The organism is Lactobacillus apis, assembly GCF_003150935.1.
GTDB classification, from domain to species: domain Bacteria; phylum Bacillota; class Bacilli; order Lactobacillales; family Lactobacillaceae; genus Lactobacillus; species Lactobacillus apis.
This window is the reverse complement of record NZ_CP029476.1, coordinates 631,165-647,759: the sequence shown is the minus strand read 5'-3', so window position 1 is coordinate 647,759 and position 16,595 is coordinate 631,165. Positions and strand designations below refer to the sequence as shown.

16 protein-coding genes and 2 tRNA genes are annotated in these 16,595 nt (G+C 34.1%); 6 read left to right on the top strand and 12 right to left on the bottom strand.

The window, feature by feature from the left end:
- Positions 1-8 precede the first annotated feature (8 nt).
- On the bottom strand, positions 9-608 hold the full coding sequence (locus tag DKL56_RS03170) for a thymidine kinase (protein ID WP_109715384.1): 600 nt from the start codon (positions 606-608) through the stop codon (positions 9-11).
- 147 nt (positions 609-755) lie between these two features.
- Between DKL56_RS03170 and DKL56_RS03165 the strand changes: the two genes are divergently transcribed.
- The 4 genes from DKL56_RS03165 (at position 756) to DKL56_RS03150 (ending at position 6,503) form a co-directional block, all read left to right on the top strand.
- Complete coding sequence (locus DKL56_RS03165) at positions 756-2,108, top strand: Mur ligase family protein (protein WP_109715383.1); 1,353 nt, start codon at positions 756-758, stop codon at positions 2,106-2,108.
- A gap of 208 nt (positions 2,109-2,316) precedes the next feature.
- The gene (locus DKL56_RS03160; RefSeq protein WP_109715382.1) at positions 2,317-3,144 is read left to right on the top strand and encodes a PRD domain-containing protein; all 828 of its coding nucleotides are present in this window, start codon (positions 2,317-2,319) and stop codon (positions 3,142-3,144) included.
- Positions 3,145-3,157: 13 nt separating this feature from the next.
- The gene (locus tag DKL56_RS03155) at positions 3,158-5,050 is read left to right on the top strand and encodes a beta-glucoside-specific PTS transporter subunit IIABC (protein WP_109715381.1); all 1,893 of its coding nucleotides are present in this window, start codon (positions 3,158-3,160) and stop codon (positions 5,048-5,050) included.
- The gene (locus DKL56_RS03150) at positions 5,043-6,503 is read left to right on the top strand and encodes a glycoside hydrolase family 1 protein (RefSeq protein WP_109716028.1); all 1,461 of its coding nucleotides are present in this window, start codon (positions 5,043-5,045) and stop codon (positions 6,501-6,503) included. Before DKL56_RS03155 ends, DKL56_RS03150 begins: the two co-directional genes overlap by 8 nt.
- Before the next feature lie 218 nt (positions 6,504-6,721).
- On the opposite strand, the gene DKL56_RS03145 is transcribed toward DKL56_RS03150, so the two are convergent.
- Positions 6,722-7,393, bottom strand: a complete 672-nt coding sequence (locus DKL56_RS03145; protein WP_109715380.1) for a MucBP domain-containing protein — start codon at positions 7,391-7,393, stop codon at positions 6,722-6,724.
- A gap of 342 nt (positions 7,394-7,735) precedes the next feature.
- Here DKL56_RS03145 and DKL56_RS03140 point away from each other — a divergent pair, with 342 nt between their 5' ends.
- The gene (locus DKL56_RS03140; protein ID WP_074425491.1) at positions 7,736-8,350 is read left to right on the top strand and encodes a DUF3862 domain-containing protein; all 615 of its coding nucleotides are present in this window, start codon (positions 7,736-7,738) and stop codon (positions 8,348-8,350) included.
- 154 nt (positions 8,351-8,504) lie between these two features.
- Here the strand turns inward: DKL56_RS03140 and DKL56_RS03135 are convergent, their stop codons facing one another.
- From DKL56_RS03135 to DKL56_RS03115, 6 genes are all read right to left on the bottom strand, one after another.
- A complete protein-coding gene (locus DKL56_RS03135) occupies positions 8,505-8,726 on the bottom strand; it encodes an SLAP domain-containing protein (RefSeq protein ID WP_162542497.1) in 222 nt (73 codons plus the stop codon).
- Entirely contained in the window at positions 8,683-9,075 is a 393-nt protein-coding gene (locus DKL56_RS07920; protein WP_239440605.1) for an McbB family protein, read from the bottom strand. Before DKL56_RS07920 ends, DKL56_RS03135 begins: the two co-directional genes overlap by 44 nt.
- A 16-nt stretch (positions 9,076-9,091) precedes the next feature.
- Entirely contained in the window at positions 9,092-9,391 is a 300-nt protein-coding gene (locus tag DKL56_RS07915) for a hypothetical protein (RefSeq protein WP_239440604.1), read from the bottom strand.
- 2 nt (positions 9,392-9,393) lie between these two features.
- Entirely contained in the window at positions 9,394-11,007 is a 1,614-nt protein-coding gene (locus tag DKL56_RS03125) for an ATP-binding cassette domain-containing protein (RefSeq protein ID WP_109715378.1), read from the bottom strand.
- 483 nt (positions 11,008-11,490) lie between these two features.
- Positions 11,491-11,562 (bottom strand) — tRNA-Gln (locus DKL56_RS03120).
- Positions 11,563-11,569: 7 nt separating this feature from the next.
- A tRNA-Glu gene (locus DKL56_RS03115) sits at positions 11,570-11,641 on the bottom strand.
- A 229-nt stretch (positions 11,642-11,870) separates the two neighbouring features.
- Here DKL56_RS03115 and DKL56_RS03110 point away from each other — a divergent pair.
- Positions 11,871-12,881 (top strand): serine hydrolase domain-containing protein, encoded by a 1,011-nt coding sequence (locus DKL56_RS03110; protein ID WP_109715377.1) that lies wholly within the window; start codon positions 11,871-11,873, stop codon positions 12,879-12,881.
- 38 nt (positions 12,882-12,919) lie between these two features.
- Here the strand turns inward: DKL56_RS03110 and DKL56_RS07890 are convergent, their stop codons facing one another.
- From DKL56_RS07890 to DKL56_RS03095, 4 genes are all read right to left on the bottom strand, one after another.
- Positions 12,920-13,093, bottom strand: coding sequence for a hypothetical protein (locus tag DKL56_RS07890; RefSeq protein ID WP_165775957.1), 174 nt, complete (start codon positions 13,091-13,093; stop codon positions 12,920-12,922).
- A gap of 287 nt (positions 13,094-13,380) precedes the next feature.
- Positions 13,381-13,701, bottom strand: coding sequence for a PTS sugar transporter subunit IIB (locus DKL56_RS03105; RefSeq protein WP_109715376.1), 321 nt, complete (start codon positions 13,699-13,701; stop codon positions 13,381-13,383).
- 11 nt (positions 13,702-13,712) lie between these two features.
- Positions 13,713-15,131, bottom strand: a complete 1,419-nt coding sequence (locus DKL56_RS03100; protein ID WP_109715375.1) for a glycoside hydrolase family 1 protein — start codon at positions 15,129-15,131, stop codon at positions 13,713-13,715.
- 2 nt (positions 15,132-15,133) lie between these two features.
- Positions 15,134-16,408 (bottom strand): PTS sugar transporter subunit IIC, encoded by a 1,275-nt coding sequence (locus DKL56_RS03095; RefSeq protein WP_109715374.1) that lies wholly within the window; start codon positions 16,406-16,408, stop codon positions 15,134-15,136.
- Between the last annotated feature and the right edge of the window lie 187 nt (positions 16,409-16,595).

Below are 16,595 nucleotides of genomic sequence, written 5' to 3'. Positions count from 1 at the left end.
GTCCCTCTCTATCTTTGTTCATTTGGGTGAAAATAATGAAAACGACAAACCGGATAGTAACTTTCATCACCACCAATTTGGACCTGCTCACCTTCATAAACTGGTTTCCCTTCGTGAATACGCAAGTTCATTGTAGCCTTACGTCCACAATAGTGGCAAATGGTTTTTATTTCGTTGATTTTATCAGCAACAATCAACAGGTTTTTTGAACCTTCAAATAGGTTATTCTGAAAATCATTTTTTAGTCCAAAAGCCATTACTGGTATGCCTAATTCGTCAACAATTCTAGCACACTCAAAAACATGGTGCCGCTCCAAAAACTGTGCTTCATCAACAAAAACGCAAGCAATTGGACCATCACCAAGCTTTTTTTCCTGATCATTGATTTTTTCGATATAAGCAAAAATATCCATGTCATGCTCAATTGGAATAGCCTTGCGATGAAGACCTATTCGGGAAGCAACAGTTCCTACCCCACTCCGATTATCTACGCCACTTGTCATCAGCACAATTTTTCGACCCTGAGCCTCATAGTTATGTGCGTCTTTCAGAATTTCAAGCGTTTTGCCACTACTCATTGTGCCGTAGTGAAAAAATAATTGTGCCATTTTTGCTCCTTTGTATAATTATATCCACCTGACTTTATCTAGTATAGATGAAAATCAAAATAAGTGCAGTTAAAATAGTAGTTAAAAACTCGTTTTCGTTTGCGTGCTATGCTATAGTTGTTACAGATTTTAAAGCGAGGGATAAACATGAATCTAAAATCTGATGTTGCCAAATTTGCCGGAAAATCAAGTTACTGGTTTCTTCACAATGTACTAAAAGGTGGAACTAGCTTCCCAGGAAAAATTGCAATGAAACTTGATCCAGATATTTTGAACACACTTGCTCAAAATTACGAAACAGTTATTGTAACCGGGACAAATGGTAAAACTATGACCACTGCATTGATAGTTGAAGCCTTACGAGAAAAATACGGCGAGGTTTTGACCAATCCGTCTGGTTCTAACATGCAACAAGGAATTGTTACTGCTTTTTTAGCTAATAAAAAGAGCAAAGCTAAGCGCCCCATTGCTGTTTTAGAAGTTGATGAAGCCAATGTCAAAATGGTTACTAAACTAGTTAAGCCGAGTGTTTTTGTTTTAACTAATATCTTTCGTGATCAAATGGATCGCTACGGCGAAATTTATACTACCTATAATAAAATTATTGAAGGTATTAAGTTAGCTCCTGATGCAACCGTCATTGCTAACGGTGATGCTAGTATTTTTTCATCAGTTGATCTGCCAAATCCAAAAATTTTTTACGGCTTCAAACTTCCAAGTGACCATTCACAAAATGATGTTAAAGCTCCGGTTAATACTGATGGTGTCCTTTGCCCTGAATGCGACCATATATTGCACTACCATGACCGAATTTATGCTAACTTAGGCGACTTTTTCTGCCCCAACTGTGGCTATCGCCGTCCGGAGTTAACTTATTCAGTCAGCGAAATTATTGATCAGGATCCAAACCACCTTAGCTTTCGAATGGGAACCAAAGATTATCACATCAATATTGGTGGAACATATAACATTTACAATGCTTTAGCAGCTTATTCTGTCGCACGTCATTTTGATCTTGACGATGAAGAAATTGCTAGTGCCTTTGCCAAAAACAAACGCGTTTTTGGTCGCCAAGAGTTAATTCAATACGCTGATAAGGACATTGATCTCATTTTGGTTAAAAATCCAGTTGGTCTAGACGAAGTTTTACATATGCTTAACACCGAAAAGGATGACTATTCTCTAGTTGCCCTACTTAATGCTAATCATGCTGATGGAATTGATACTTCATGGATTTGGGATGGTCAGTTTGAAGATTTGAATCGCGAACAAATTAAACAAATTCTAGTTGGTGGACAGCGTTGGCATGACATGGGATTTCGCTTAGAAGTTGCTGGCTTTTCACCAGAACAAATGACTATCTGTCCGGATAACGAAGCAGTAATTGAAGAAATTGCCAAGCTTCCAACTAAAAAGGTATACATTTTATCTACCTACACTGCCCTTCTTTCACTCCGCAAGACAATGGCAGAGAAAAAGATAATTAAGGCTGGCATGTAATTGACATAATTAACAGCTAAAAACTATTTTTGTAAAGTTTTTAAAGATAGCGCTTGCAAAAAGATAATTTTTTTGTTAACTTTAAAAGAGTTAATGATAGCGCATGTTACTGGTAATGCAGGCAAGACTACATTGATAACTAACATTTTGCTTTTTTAAGTATTAGTTATTTTTGTCGTCCTGTCTGCATTTTTTGATGGGTACAAGAATGAATAAAATTAAAAAGATACTAAATGTTAATGTTGTAATTATTGATCACGATGGAAATGAATATATTGCTTTTGGTAAAGGGATTGGCTACCATGCAAAAGTTGGTAGTGAAGTGCCTGAAGAAAAAATTAGTCGGAAGTACATTCCGGTTGATGATAACAAACAAAACGAGCTCGTTCAGTCACTACAAAAAATTCCAGCCAAGATCATTGAAACAACAACTGAAATAGTTGAATATGCAGAGCGAAGTCTGCGCGAAAAGCTCGATGCAAGTATTTATTATGCTTTGTCTGACCATTTATATTTTGCAATTCAACGTTTGCAAAATAACTTATCGTTAGGCAACCGTATATATCTAGAAATGAAAACTTATTATCAGCCTGAGTTCAAAGTAGGATTACATGCACTTGATATTATCGAAGACAATTTAGGCGTAAAGTTACCTCAAGAAGAAGCTGCTAACATTGCTTTTCACATTATTAATGCTTCCAGTAATCAGGAAAGCAGCAATGTGCTTGAAGTTTCTCGCCTAATTGATAATATCTTGCAAACTCTGCGTGTTCTTTGCCACGGTAACCTCGCAACAGAAGGCTTAAATTACGAGCGCTTCGTTACTCATATTAAGTTTTTTGCTGAAAGATATATCAGTGATCAGATGCTTTCAAATGATCCAGAATTACTAGAACAAGTGATGAATCTTTATCCTGAGGCTAGTAAAATTGCCATGAAGCTTAAGCAAACAATTGAAATTATTTATAGTAAGCCTATTACTAAGGAAGAGCTTGCTTATTTAATTATTCATATTCACCGTGTGACCATGTATTGAAAGGAAAAAACAAATGAGAAGTAACAAAGAAGTTACCGATATGATCGTTAAAAATGTTGGCGGTCCCGATAACATTTCTAGCTTTTATCATTGTGCGACACGAATTCGCTTTACGTTAAAGGATAAAAGTAAATTTAATGCTGAATTTTTGAAGCAGCAACCGGAAATCTTGGGGGCGGTTCAAGCTGGTGAAGAATCGCAAGTTATCATCGGCGCAAAAGTTGGTGAGTACTTTAAACAGATTCAAAACGATTATCATATTTCTAGTGATAATTCATCTGAGCCATCTCCAGATAAAGAAAAGGTTGGCTTTTTCAGAAACCTGGTTAATATTCTAGTTACAATTATGGCACCAATCATTACGCCATTAATTGCCGGCGGTATGTTTAAAGTGGTTATTTCACTTTTAACTACTTTTAATCTAATCTCAGTCAAGTCCCAGAACTACGCTATTTTGAGCTTTATGGCTGATGCTGTCTTTTACTTCCTGCCAATGATGCTGGCAGTTAGTGCTGCAGAACACTTTAAGACAAATAAATTTTTGTCAATTGCTATTGCTGGTGTGCTTTTACATCCCAATTGGGCAGCGTTAGTCGCTGCAGGCAAACCAGTAACTCTGTTTGGAGCACCAATAACTTTAGCTACATACAGCAGCACTGTTATTCCAATCATTTTATGTGTTTGGATTCAATCCTACGTTGAAAAATTTGCTGAAAAAGTCTCCCCTAACGTCATTAAAACAATGCTTAAACCACTTTTGATTTTTATCATCATGGCTCCCCTTGCTTTAATTGTTATTGGACCAATTGGCTCATGGTTAGGTGACTTATTAGCATTACTAATCAATAGTTTAAACAAATACGCGCCTTGGCTAGTTCCAACTTTAATGGGTGCTTTCTCACCTCTTCTAGTTATGGTAGGTATGCACGTAGCACTAGTGCCAATAGCATCTTTAGGTATTGCTAGTCCTGCAAGAAGTGAGAATATTCTTGGACCTGGTATGCTAGCCTCGAATATCGCTCAAGCTGGCTGTTCATTTGCCATTGCCCTAAAAGATAAACGTTCACAAAATCGCCAATTAGCACTTTCTGCTGGTGTAACTGCCCTATCAGGAATTACTGAGCCTGCTCTTTACGGTGTTACCTTAAAGTACCAACGAGCAATTTACGCAGTTATGGCTGCCGGTGGATTGGCTGGCTTTTACGCTGGTATCACTCAAGTTGTTAGATATTCATTCGGTTCACCTGGTATCTTCACTATTGTTAACTTCATTGGTAAGCCTGGCAACTTTTTAAATGCCATTATTACTGCTATTATTGCCTTTGTTTTAGGTTTTATCTTCACCTTTTTACTCGCAAAAGTTAAAAAAACTGATTCAAGTGCGTCAAAAACATCAGATACATTAAATTCATCTAATACTGAAAATTACGCTGAATTTGAAGCTGTTAACGCTCCAGTTGATGGTAAAGTTATTCCTCTAGATCAAGTTAACGATGAAGTGTTCGCAAGTGGATCGCTTGGTTCAGGTCGCGGGATTGACCCTGAAACTGATCTAATTGTTTCTCCTCTAGCCGGTAAAGTTACTATGACCTATCAAACTGGTCACGCAATTGGAATCACATCAGATAATGGTAATGAATATCTGATTCATATTGGAATTAACACAGTTAACTTAAAGGGCGAAGGTTTCGACGTTCAAGTTAAAGAGCAACAAGAAGTAAAACAGGGAGATCCTTTGGTTCAAGTTGACTTTGCTAAAATTAAACAAGCAGGATATGATCCGACTGTTTTAATAATTGCGCTCAATAAACCAGACAACCAGTTAAACTATAACTCAGTAGATCAAGTAACTGTTGATGATCGAATCTTCAGCACTAGAATTAAAGGACAAGATGATAATGAGTAAAACTTATTCGTTTCCCAAAGACTTTTTATGGGGCGGAGCAACAGCCGCTAATCAACTTGAGGGTGCCTACAATGAAGACGGTAAGGGGTTATCCACGATGGATTTACTTACTGGTGGTGATCATCAGACACCGCGAAGAATCACACGTCAAATCGAAGACAACACCCTCTACCCTAATCATATGGCCGTTGATCACTATCATCATTACAAAGAAGATGTTAAGTTATTTGCCGAAATGGGTTTCAAAACATACCGTTTTTCAATTGCTTGGTCAAGAATTTACCCTAATGGTTTAGAAAACGAGCCTAATGAAAAAGGGTTAGAATTTTATGATAACTTAATTGCTGAATTGAAAAAATATCATATCGAGCCGTTAGTAACCATCTCACATTTTGAAAATCCCATTGGATTAACACAAGAGTTCAATGCTTGGGCCTCTCGTAAAATGATTCCCCAGTATGTTAAATTTGCTAAGACTATAATCAAACGTTATCACCAAGATGTTAAATACTGGCTTACATTTAATGAAATCAACATGCTTGCCAAACCGCTTGGGGCGTATATGGGCGGCGGAATGTACTTAGGTGATTCAGAGGTCTTCAATAATACTGAGGAAGACTCTACCCAACTACGTTATCAAGCATTACATTATCAGTTCTTAGCGAGCGCCGAAATTGTTGATTGGGCACATCAGTATGATTCTTCATTAAAAATGGGCTGCATGATGGCCTACCGCATGATCTATCCTCTAACCAGCCATCCTGACGATGTTCGCTATGCTCAATATATGACTGAAATCAATAATTTTTACTGTGGTGACGTGCAGGTTAAGGGAAAATATCCTTACTTTGCGCAAAAGTTCTGGAATGACCACAATCTTAAGTTAGATATCACTGACGATGATTTAAAATTGTTACAAAAAGGAAAAGTTGATTTTTATACTTTTTCTTATTATCAGTCATCTACTGTCACTGTTACCCAAGACGATGCTGAAAAAGCTGCTGGTAACTTCTTTAATGGTGTCAAAAATCCGTATGTTGAACGTAGTGCTTGGGGGTGGGAAATCGATCCTGTTGGCCTTCGAACAGCACTAAATCAAATATACGAACGTTATGAAATTCCACTAATGGTCGTTGAGAATGGACTGGGAGCAGTAGATCAACTAGTTGAAAAAGATGGTCAATATACTGTCGAAGATGATTATCGGATTGATTATCTTCATGATCATATTGTTGAAATGGCTAAAGCAATTGATGACGGCGTTAACTTAGTTGGCTACACCCCTTGGGGCTGTATTGATCTTGTATCAGCAAGTACAGGCGAAATGACTAAACGCTATGGCTTTATCTATGTTGATAAAAATGATGATGGTAGTGGAACTTATAACAGATACAAAAAGAAATCATTTAATTGGTACAAAAATGTTATTGCAAACAATGCAATAGACGATTAACAACACAAAATAAAAGAGCTTCATAATAGTTGGGCTTCAAGCTAGCTATTTGGAGCTCTTTTTTCATGAGCAAATATGCTAATATTTTGTGAAATCTGCTAATTCAGATGCAACAGAGTAATTACATTTTTGAGCAAACTAAAATACACGATTCGATTAAATCTAAATCGTGTATTTAAATGTTATTCAGTTATACAAATATTTTGTTGCTTAACAGATTAGATACGCTTTTTAAATGCTGCAACCATTCCTAGCAATGAAACTGCAAGGACAGAAATACCAGCTAATAACATCTTCAAAGAGTTAGTCTTATCAGAACCAGTTTGTGGCAAAACAGCTGGTTTAGCGGCAGGATCCTTAGTTGTTGTATTTACATTGTCACTCTTGTTCTCATCTTTTTTGGCAGTATCAGTTGAAGCTGCTGGGTCCTTCTTATCTTTGCTAGGATCCTTTTGATCAGAACTTGTACCAGGCTTTTCAATTGGGTTTTGAATTTGTCCTGAATTGTCAGTTACATTGGTCTCATTTGAACCATTGTCCTTAGTATAAATGTAGATTACCTCTTTAGGTGTGTCTTCAAAGTAACCTTCAGTTGGTCCTTGCCAATTCTTTAAAGTGTATCCAGGAATTGCCTTACGCATTGTTCCGTAGCTAACTTGTGTATGGCCGGCAATAGTTTGATCGTCAGCAATCTTATTTCCTGCTTCATCTTGATAATGAGCAACAACTGTAGCAGTTCTTCCATCGTTAACTACTGTAGCAGCAGGATTGGCAGCATCAGCTTTAACAACATTAGTTCCATTAACACCAGCAAAAGCAAATACTGCTGCAGCTGCGGCAGTCAATAAAGCAGAGCTTTTCTTGATTTTTAAGCTTTCAATTTTCTTCATAATTACTCTCCTAATAGCGTTTTCTATTCTTTAATACAATTATAATATCACAACTTGTTCCCCATACCTAGAAATTTTCTAAGTCTAATTTAAACCGGTTAGCTCCCACTTCTTTAGTTTCCAGGTATAAAAATTTTTGCTAAAGAACAAACACCAGTATTTTATACTAAGTTCCCAGCTTACTGCACACAATATGATTAGAATACCTCAGGTTTAGTGATGCAAAAAATAACACCTACCAAAAGTTTAAATATACATATATAATAGCTACGGTCATATATTTTTATTGTCCACAACGCCAGTGACACTAAACCTATGGCATATTTTTGAAGGGAGATCTTAATGATCAAAATAAAAAAAGTACTATCAGTTGTTGGAGTCAGCTTCTTAGCAATCGCATTAGGTGGATGCTCTTCTAATAACAAGTCGAGCAATTCTAACACACTCACTAAGACTGAACTGCAGAAAAAAGCTTTTAAAGAAAAGTATGACGAAATTAAGCTTGGAGATATTTCTAAAAAGGGTGGCGGCGGTGCTTCCATTACTGAAACCACTGAACTCTTAGGGAAACCAAAGTCCACTAAAACCACTTTAGTTAACGGACTAAAAATCAAAACAATAGGTTGGACTAAAACAAGTGCAGCACTTGTTGTTCAGTTCTATAATAAAAAGGCAATAACAAAGACCATTACTAATTTCAAGTGGGAAAAAACAGCTGGTAAATTAACTCTAAAATCATATAATAAAGTTAAAGAAAATAGCTCTTATGCCAGTCTGGTTAAAAAACATGGTCAACCCGATACATTAAACGAGAACATCGTAATGGGAAAAAAGAACAAGATTGCTTTTTATCAAACTAAAACGAAATCAAAATCCGATAACAATAGTAATCGCGTTACTTTTGTTTTTTCAGACAACAAGCTCGTTTCAAAAACAAAAGCTGAGTTGAGTAAATAGTTTTAAGTACTCTGCTCAAGCTACTTCTAAATTTATAATTTAACCTCTCTTAATTTATTCAATCAAAAGGGTCGCATTCCAACAATTTAATTGTGGACTGTGACCTTTTAATATGCTCTGATTATTTTTTTATGACAACATTGCTTAGTAGGACTTACAAAGTTGCTTTCTTTATAAAGCTGTTCACATTTACAATGTAGTATTCCTTATTCTTTATTCTAATAGGTACGCCATAAGTCTTTACCAGCCTGTTTTTCTTTAATTTTGTTTTTGTGCGGTTGCCATATCGATTATAAAGATATGCATTATGTTTCAAATTAGATTGCTTTGCATCAATTGTTTCCTGCAGCAAAATACAAACCATTTGACAGTTCATAATAGCTTCTTTCATTACCTGTTTGAAAAGTCGGCATAGAATAAAATTTGCCTGTAGATCTTAAACTTGAAATTAACTCAGAAATAAAGCACTTTGGACATGAATTTTTCCATTTATAACTATATATATTAGAAAAGTAAAATTTTTTATTATACGGAAAAGCAGTACAATAGATTTTGTTGTTTTCTCTTAAAAAATCACAGAGCCAAGTATATTCATTAAAGTCTAAAGGACTAAAAATAGTTATAATCAAGCTATCATCAGATATTTCTTTTATCTTTGCTTCAAACCGGTCGCTTTGAAAAGTATTAAGGTGGTAGCTCGTTAGTGTGTCATTTTTTTCATTCATGACTTTAGACATCAAGTTATATATATTTTGTATTGGTAAAAACTACTGTATTTTTATATTCAGAATAATATTCAACTTTTTCTTCGAGAAGCTGAGAATCCAACATAAACTTTAAAGTTGACTTATATATTTCTAAACCAAAATAATCTTCTAAAAACTGCTCAGTAACTAAATTTTTGTGAAGATTGTCTATCTTACTAAAGAAACTAATTATGCTTCTATTTGTAAGGTGATTTATCCCATTTTTATTTTGGACTACTGCATTATTAATATCATTATTTAAAATTAAAAACTGTGGTATTATATATGATTTCATAGTTATCTTATCCTTATGTTTTTAGCTTTTTCCTTAATTTCAAGGTCATGACTAATGATTATAACTAGATTAGTTTGTGCAATTTTTTCCAATAAGCATAATAAATCTGATTGCAATTCAGGGTAAATATTAGCTAGTGGCTCGTCTAATAAAAAGCAGTGCGCTTTCTTTTTCAAAATAGCAGAGTAAAGCTTTACTAATTGTATTTCGCCCGTTGAAAGCTCAGTCATTTTCTTATCTAACACTTTTTTTATATTAAATTGAGAAGAGCTAAATACTTTTTGGAAATATTGATCACCAGAAATACAGTTTTCGTTACTCTCATTTACATACATATCTAAATATTCCCTTACAAGACAATTTGGAAGAACCGTATCTTGGAATAAACAGCTCATATTATTTTCTCTCAATTTTTCCTTATTTATTAAATCAATATCTATATTGTTTATTAAAATTGTTCCTTTTTTCGCTGACGTATACAGTCCAATTATCGTCCTTAAAAAAGTAGATTTTCCTATTCCATTTTTGCCTCTAATAACATAAAAACCAGGATTATTAAAAGTACATGTAAGTTCTTTTGAAAATAAAGTATTTTGTGCATCCAAGCTAATATTGAAATTGTGAACTTGTATATTTTTAACATTAGAAATGACTATTGCTCCGTCTACTTCATTCCGGATAGACATCAATTGATCAATTCTCATGTATGCAGCTCGAAAAGACTCAAAGTTAAACAAAATAGAAAAGCTTTCATCCACTTGTCCTAATAATTGATTAAAGTATTGAAAAAGAACTGAAAAAGATCCAATTGTCATACTTCCTGATATTACGGCCAATCCGCCATTAATAAACAATATTATCTGGAAAATCAATTGTAAGACGATTTCACAAGTAGACATACCCAAATTAAGAAGAAAGTTTTTTCTTGTAATATTTAAAAGAGAAACTTTAGTCTTTTTCCATCTTCTGGATTCTATTTCTTCCCGTTTATTACCTTTAATTTCAACATATCTATTCAGCCATTCAGCAAACCCAGAAAAATATTCATTGTAAATTCGTCTTAATTCTAAGTTTATTTTGAATATTTTTGGTTTTAAAAAAAGGTACAAAATAATATAGGCTGGTAGCAAAATCATTACTAGCAAGAAAAAGTGAGATTTAGCTTTAATAATATAAATAAAAATTATAATCGAGGAAATAATAATTGAAGCGATTTGATTTACTGTTTGAAACAAGAAATTTAAGATTTCATTAGTATCTTCCGTAATTCTATCTGCAGTTTGAATAGGATCAAGTTTTAAGACTTCTAACGTATCTTTTGAATAAAGCTTCTTTATTATAATATCGTTTACTTCTATGTTTATTTTTCTGAACTTTAGAATTTGAATTTTATTTATAAAAAAAGATAAAAATAATCTTATTAGGTTTAAAACTATTATCACTATTATATTACGTATAAATGATGTCCTATCAGCCTTATATACTAGTGAATTTATTAGCATACCTTCCAAAATAACATTAGATGTCTCAATACATGTATTAATAATACTCATTCCTAAAAAAAGAAAATACTCAAACTTGTACTTGCCATTAATCTCTTTTAGAACAGCACGCATAAAATCACCTACATAATTTAATTAAAGGATAATATCTTCTAAGGATTGTACTTCTTTTTCTAATTTTATTTCAGAGCCACTACTGACTGAGTTACTCTTTTTATAATTTGGCAAAAAAATACCTTCCAAAAAACATTAAACACTTTAATATTTAGTTAAAACAAAATTAACTAAAGACTAATTGAGCGACTTTAAATTGTCAATAAATTTTTATTTATATTATGAAATCTGAAAGCACTAAAACTAGCCAAAACCCTTATAGATTCTGGCTTTTTGGTGTCTAAGTCAGATTTAAACCTACTTGTTTTACACTAACCAACTGTACCGATTTAGCTAAATATCTAAGATTAGCCCACTTGCACGTCTACTTAAAAATATAAAGTTTTTTAACTTGTCCTGAACTAATTACAGAAAATTCGAGAAAATAAAAATGCCTTTATATCAGCGTTTAAACCATCTGACATAAAGGCAAAAATGTAATTATTGGGATATCCGGGCTCGAACCGAAACATGCAGGAACCAGAAACCTGTGCCTTACCATTTGGCTATATCCCAGTGTTAATCACCCGTACGAGAATTGAACTCGTAACTCCACCTTGAGAGGGTGGCGTCTTAACCATTTGACCAACGGGCAAAATCAACAGTAATTATTATGCTTTATACAGCCCTTGTTGTCAAGTGCTTTTGACGCATTTACACCAAAGATTTTCAGCTTAAAAATCACATATCCTCAATATTTTTTACTTTCTGAGTTTTGATAAACTTCTTCTTAACATAAAAATACAATTATTGTCTTTTCGATACAATTTTATTACTTTAATTGTATATAATAGTAGGTAAAGTATTTTATGAAGGAATTTTTTATGCTTGATTATTCAACCACACAAAATTTAATTGAATCAATGGTTTCCGAAAGGATTGTTCCAGGCGTTAACTACGCTTTTATTAAAGACAAGCAAATTTTTACTTCAACAATTGGTTTTGCTAGTACATACCCCAAAGTAACTCAACTCAGTCCATTTGCCCAATATGATTTGGCAAGTCTAACTAAAGTGCTAATTACTGAAAATATTTTATTAAAGCTTTATCAAAACGATGAATTAAACTTTACTGAGCCACTTCAAGATTTTATTCCAGAGTTTCAAGACAAACGAGTTCGCCTTTTTCATCTTCTCACCCATACTAGTGGAATTCGCGGTTGGATTGAAAATCGTGACCAGCTAAACCATGATGAGTTAATACATGCAATTATTAACTTACCTGTAACTGACGAATTTGAGCATAAAATGCGGTATGCCGATACCAACTTCATTCTTCTGGGCTTAGTAATTAAAAGAATCTATGGTAAGCCTGTTCAGGAAGTTGGAGTAGATGAAATTATCAGACCAATGAAACTCTCAGAAACCACTTTTTCACCTGATAAGGATAACTGTGTTCCAACAGCAATGGTAAACGGTTCCGTCCTCCAAGGAGTGCCTCATGATCCTAAAGCAAGACAACTTGGGAGTGATTGTGGCTCTGCTGGCCTCTTTTCTACAATGTCTGATTTAATTAAAATTTCGAAAGGTTACATTGGCTTAGACGATAATATTCTTCCATATGACCAAGAAACCGTAACTAAGCTTTTTGAGAATAAAAATCCTGCCGGTGTTCAGCCACGTTCTTGGGGTTGGGACTTACGCTTTGACCCTGAATTTAATTACCCAATTATCTTACATACAGGTTTCACTGGGACACTAATTCTCCTAGATCGAGTAAAAAAATCCGGAATGATCGTTTTAACTAACCGTGTTCATCCCACGGGACATAACCAAGTTTTTCTTGCCATGCGGGAAAAAATCATTCAGAGCTTTTTAAAAGAAAATGTCCAGTAAAAAAACAGCTTTTTATATAAAAAGCTGTTTTTTTAGTATTAACACTTCTTCTTTGGCCAGAAGTGATAAATTAGGTCAACTAAGGCTTGAGCAAACATACCGCCTGCCATCCAGTACATAGCCATCATCATCTTATCAGTAAATGTAAAGTAAGCAGTAATGCCATAAACAATTACCCAAACAATCTTAAAAAACAAATTATCACACATCATAGGTAAAAACCCCTTTCATTTATTATCCAAATTATACCTTTTTTCATAGTAAAAATGGGGCTTTTTCAGGTTATTTAATGGGCTTAACTTTAAAAAATTAAAATTTATTCTAATTAGTGTTATCATTTCAAAATGTTTACATTCGTAAGCAATAAGCAAACTTTTTTCAAAAATATATTTTACCGTTACAAGGCATCATTTATTTTCCTGGTTATGTAATTTAATTAGTATTTAAACAGCAAAAAGGTTTGAACTAGGTTCAAACCTTTTATTAACTTCTAGTATATTTATTCACTCATTAACTGGTATGCTTGATCTAATACTTTGGCTCCATCCATCATACCATATGCTTGCATATCAATTACTGCTAGCCCAATGTTTTTACCATCAACTTTTTGCTTAAATTCGTTTTCCATATAACGAACCTGAGGTCCAAGTAAAATACAGTCAATTTTGTTTTGCGCAAGGTTGTCATCTGCTTCCGCTGCAGGACAAGCAAAAATTTCCACATCTTTTCCTTGGTCTTCAGCTGCTTTTTGCATTTTAGTAACAAGTAAACTTGTGCTCATTCCTGCAGAACAGCATAGCATGATTGTTTTTTCAGCCATATTAAAACTCCTTATTCATCTATCTCTAATTTAGTAACATTTTTAGCGTTTGTGGCAATTACTTTTTGATAAAAGTAGAAACTATCTTTTGGATAACGCTTCATATCACGTTCAGAATTATTGTCACGATTAACAAATACTAAGCCATATCGTTTATCCATGCCATCGTTAACACTTAATAAGTCCAAAAATGACCAAGGATTAAATGAAATTACATTTACGCCATCCTTAATCGCTTCACGTAATTCATAAATATGTCCGTTAAGGTACTTAACCCTCTTTGAATCATGGACTTTTCCATTTTCAAGCTCTTCACGTTCTGGCCAACCACATTCTGTAATAATAATTGGAATATTTGGATAGCGATCATTAACCTTTTGCAAGGCAAAGCGTAAACCAACGGGATCGTATGAAAAGTCCCATTCAGAATTCATTAAACGATCGTCCCTAACCTTCTCGACATTAGAAATAACACCATCGAGCATTTTAGGGCTTTCTTCATTGCTTAATTTGAACACTGAAGTTGAGTACCAGTTTAGGCCTAAGAAATTAGCTCTTCCTTTTTGCAATATTTCGGCATCACCTTCATGTACATCAAGTGTTATATTGCTGTCCTTAAGGTAACGTAAATAATAGCTCGGTAATTCACCACGAAGAGCAACGTCCATATCAATAAAAGAAATCATATCTTCCATTGATTTACTCTTTAGTGCATTAGCAGAAGTATGATCGTAAGGGAAATTGGTCATATATGATACAGCTGGACCTATTTTGGAATTAGGGAACATTTCATGACACAGTGAGTAAACCTTAGCTTGAGCTAAAAACATATTGTAGTTTGAATTCTCGCCTTTTTCTCTTAAACGATGCATGTCAGTGTCGGTAATTCCGTTCATCGCTGGTACATTGGCAATTAGTGACTGTTCATTGACAGTTAACCAGTATTTTACACGGTCACCAAATTGTTCAAAAACAGTTTTAGCATAGCGATAGTAATCATCAATTGCTTTTCTATTGGCCCATCCACCATATTGTTTAACCAAATCTTCTGGACAATCAAAATGGAATAATGTAACTATCGGCTCAATTTTATTTTTGACCAATAAGTTGATTAGCTTATTGTAAAAATCAATACCTTTTTGGTTTGGTTCCTCATCATTACCATGAGGATAAATACGTGCCCAAGAAATTGAAAAACGGTAACTTTTTAGGCCAAGCTCAGCCATTAAGGCTACATCTTCTTCAACATGATGATAATGATCAGCTGCAACTGAAGTATCTATATACTTACTTTTCTGTGAACGTAAATCAGCAACTGTAACGCCTTTACCGTCTTCATTAGCTGCACCTTCAACCTGAAAAGCTGAAGTACTTGCTCCCCACAAAAAGTCAGCTGGAAAATCGTCCTTGAGCTGCTTTTGAATGCTCATTTTTATTTACTTTCCTCCTCTAATGCTTGCTTGTCTGCAACCTTAAAGAATGGAAGATAGATTGCACACATTAATGCAAAGTTGATAATCCAAATAACTGCACCTTGCCAGCCCATAATCATAGCATCAGCAACTAATTTAGGCATTGTCCAAGGCATACCCATTCCTAAACTTGGATTGTAACTAGTAATGAAGCCAATTTTAACAGCTAATAAAGCTACACCACTAGATACAAAACTAGATAAAATAAATGGAATAAACATAATTGGGTTTAATACAATCGGCATACCGAAAATGATTGGCTCGTTGATGTTAAAAATATTTGGTAAAGCTGAAACTTTGAAAAATTCCTTGTAACGCTTAGACTTACCGAAAACTAACGCAACTAGAACTAAACTCAGTGTAGCGCCAGCAGCATCATTATTTGCAAATGAAAATACAACTAAATTACTTAAATATGGAATAGTTTTACCAGCTTGGTATGCTGGCGTACTACCTACCATCATTGAAATTACAATTGGAATAATAACCGACTGAATAGCAGCTGGATGAATACCAAAGGTAAATAATAGGTTAGATAACACCATAATTAAAATTAATGTAATTGGTGAACCACCTACATGTAATAATGGAGTTGTAATTAGCTTATTAACAAAGTCAAAAACATTTCCAAATGGTGAAAAGTCAAAAATAGCTCTTACAATAAATACGCCAACAAAAATAATAATTCCAATAATTAAAGGTTCAATAGATGAACTAACCATGCTAGGAACCGAATCAGGTAATTTGATTGTTAACTTCTTGTTTCTACTTAACTTAACATAGAAAACACCAATTAAAATTGATAGCAAAATAGCAACAATTATACCTTCACTGCCTAAATAGTTAATCTTAAACGCATTAATTGGCGTTTTGCCTGGAATAACTTGCGGCATCAAAATGAAAAAGCTGGCCAAACTTAATAGACCTGATACAACACCGTTTGCCTTAGACTTTTGAGCGTAGTCATAAGCAATTGTAAAGGCAATGAAAACAGCTAAAATGTTCATTGTCCCGTTAACGATAGCAGTCATGGATGGTGTAATACCAACTTTAGCAAACCAATCTGCTACAGGTTTAATTGGAAAACTGGCAAAAATAGAGAAAATAGACGCACCAATTGTCACTGGCAGTGTCATAACCATTCCAGATGAAATACTTTGTAGGACCTTATTTTGTCCTAGCTTATTTGAAAACGGAACTAGATATTTTTCTAGCCACTCTTGAAATTTTTTCATTTCTTAAACTCCTTAAATAACATAAATCGCTTTCAGCAAAACAAAGTATATAAGTAAAAAAGAGGCATAACCATATTCAAAAAACAGAAAATATGTGTCCTATTCCCAGTTTTAGTACTTGTAAATATAAAAAGACCAGTTTCAAATTAAAAACTGGTCTTCTTTTTACTTAGATGTATTTTTCTTT

Excerpts from the sequence above, each read along its gene's own strand:
- DKL56_RS03170 (WP_109715384.1), bottom strand. The coding sequence starts at position 608 with ATGGCACAATTATTTTTTCACTACGGCACAATGAGTAGTGGCAAAACG.
- DKL56_RS03165 (WP_109715383.1), top strand. The coding sequence starts at position 756 with ATGAATCTAAAATCTGATGTTGCCAAATTTGCCGGAAAATCAAGTTAC.
- DKL56_RS03160 (WP_109715382.1), top strand. The coding sequence starts at position 2,317 with ATGAATAAAATTAAAAAGATACTAAATGTTAATGTTGTAATTATTGAT.
- DKL56_RS03155 (WP_109715381.1), top strand. The coding sequence starts at position 3,158 with ATGAGAAGTAACAAAGAAGTTACCGATATGATCGTTAAAAATGTTGGC.
- DKL56_RS03150 (WP_109716028.1), top strand. The coding sequence starts at position 5,043 with ATGAGTAAAACTTATTCGTTTCCCAAAGACTTTTTATGGGGCGGAGCA.
- DKL56_RS03145 (WP_109715380.1), bottom strand. The coding sequence starts at position 7,393 with ATGAAGAAAATTGAAAGCTTAAAAATCAAGAAAAGCTCTGCTTTATTG.
- DKL56_RS03140 (WP_074425491.1), top strand. The coding sequence starts at position 7,736 with ATGATCAAAATAAAAAAAGTACTATCAGTTGTTGGAGTCAGCTTCTTA.
- DKL56_RS03135 (WP_162542497.1), bottom strand. The coding sequence starts at position 8,726 with ATGAACTGTCAAATGGTTTGTATTTTGCTGCAGGAAACAATTGATGCA.
- DKL56_RS07920 (WP_239440605.1), bottom strand. The coding sequence starts at position 9,075 with ATGAATGAAAAAAATGACACACTAACGAGCTACCACCTTAATACTTTT.
- DKL56_RS07915 (WP_239440604.1), bottom strand. The coding sequence starts at position 9,391 with ATGAAATCATATATAATACCACAGTTTTTAATTTTAAATAATGATATT.
- DKL56_RS03125 (WP_109715378.1), bottom strand. The coding sequence starts at position 11,007 with ATGCGTGCTGTTCTAAAAGAGATTAATGGCAAGTACAAGTTTGAGTAT.
- DKL56_RS03110 (WP_109715377.1), top strand. The coding sequence starts at position 11,871 with ATGCTTGATTATTCAACCACACAAAATTTAATTGAATCAATGGTTTCC.
- DKL56_RS07890 (WP_165775957.1), bottom strand. The coding sequence starts at position 13,093 with ATGATGTGTGATAATTTGTTTTTTAAGATTGTTTGGGTAATTGTTTAT.
- DKL56_RS03105 (WP_109715376.1), bottom strand. The coding sequence starts at position 13,701 with ATGGCTGAAAAAACAATCATGCTATGCTGTTCTGCAGGAATGAGCACA.
- DKL56_RS03100 (WP_109715375.1), bottom strand. The coding sequence starts at position 15,131 with ATGAGCATTCAAAAGCAGCTCAAGGACGATTTTCCAGCTGACTTTTTG.
- DKL56_RS03095 (WP_109715374.1), bottom strand. The coding sequence starts at position 16,408 with ATGAAAAAATTTCAAGAGTGGCTAGAAAAATATCTAGTTCCGTTTTCA.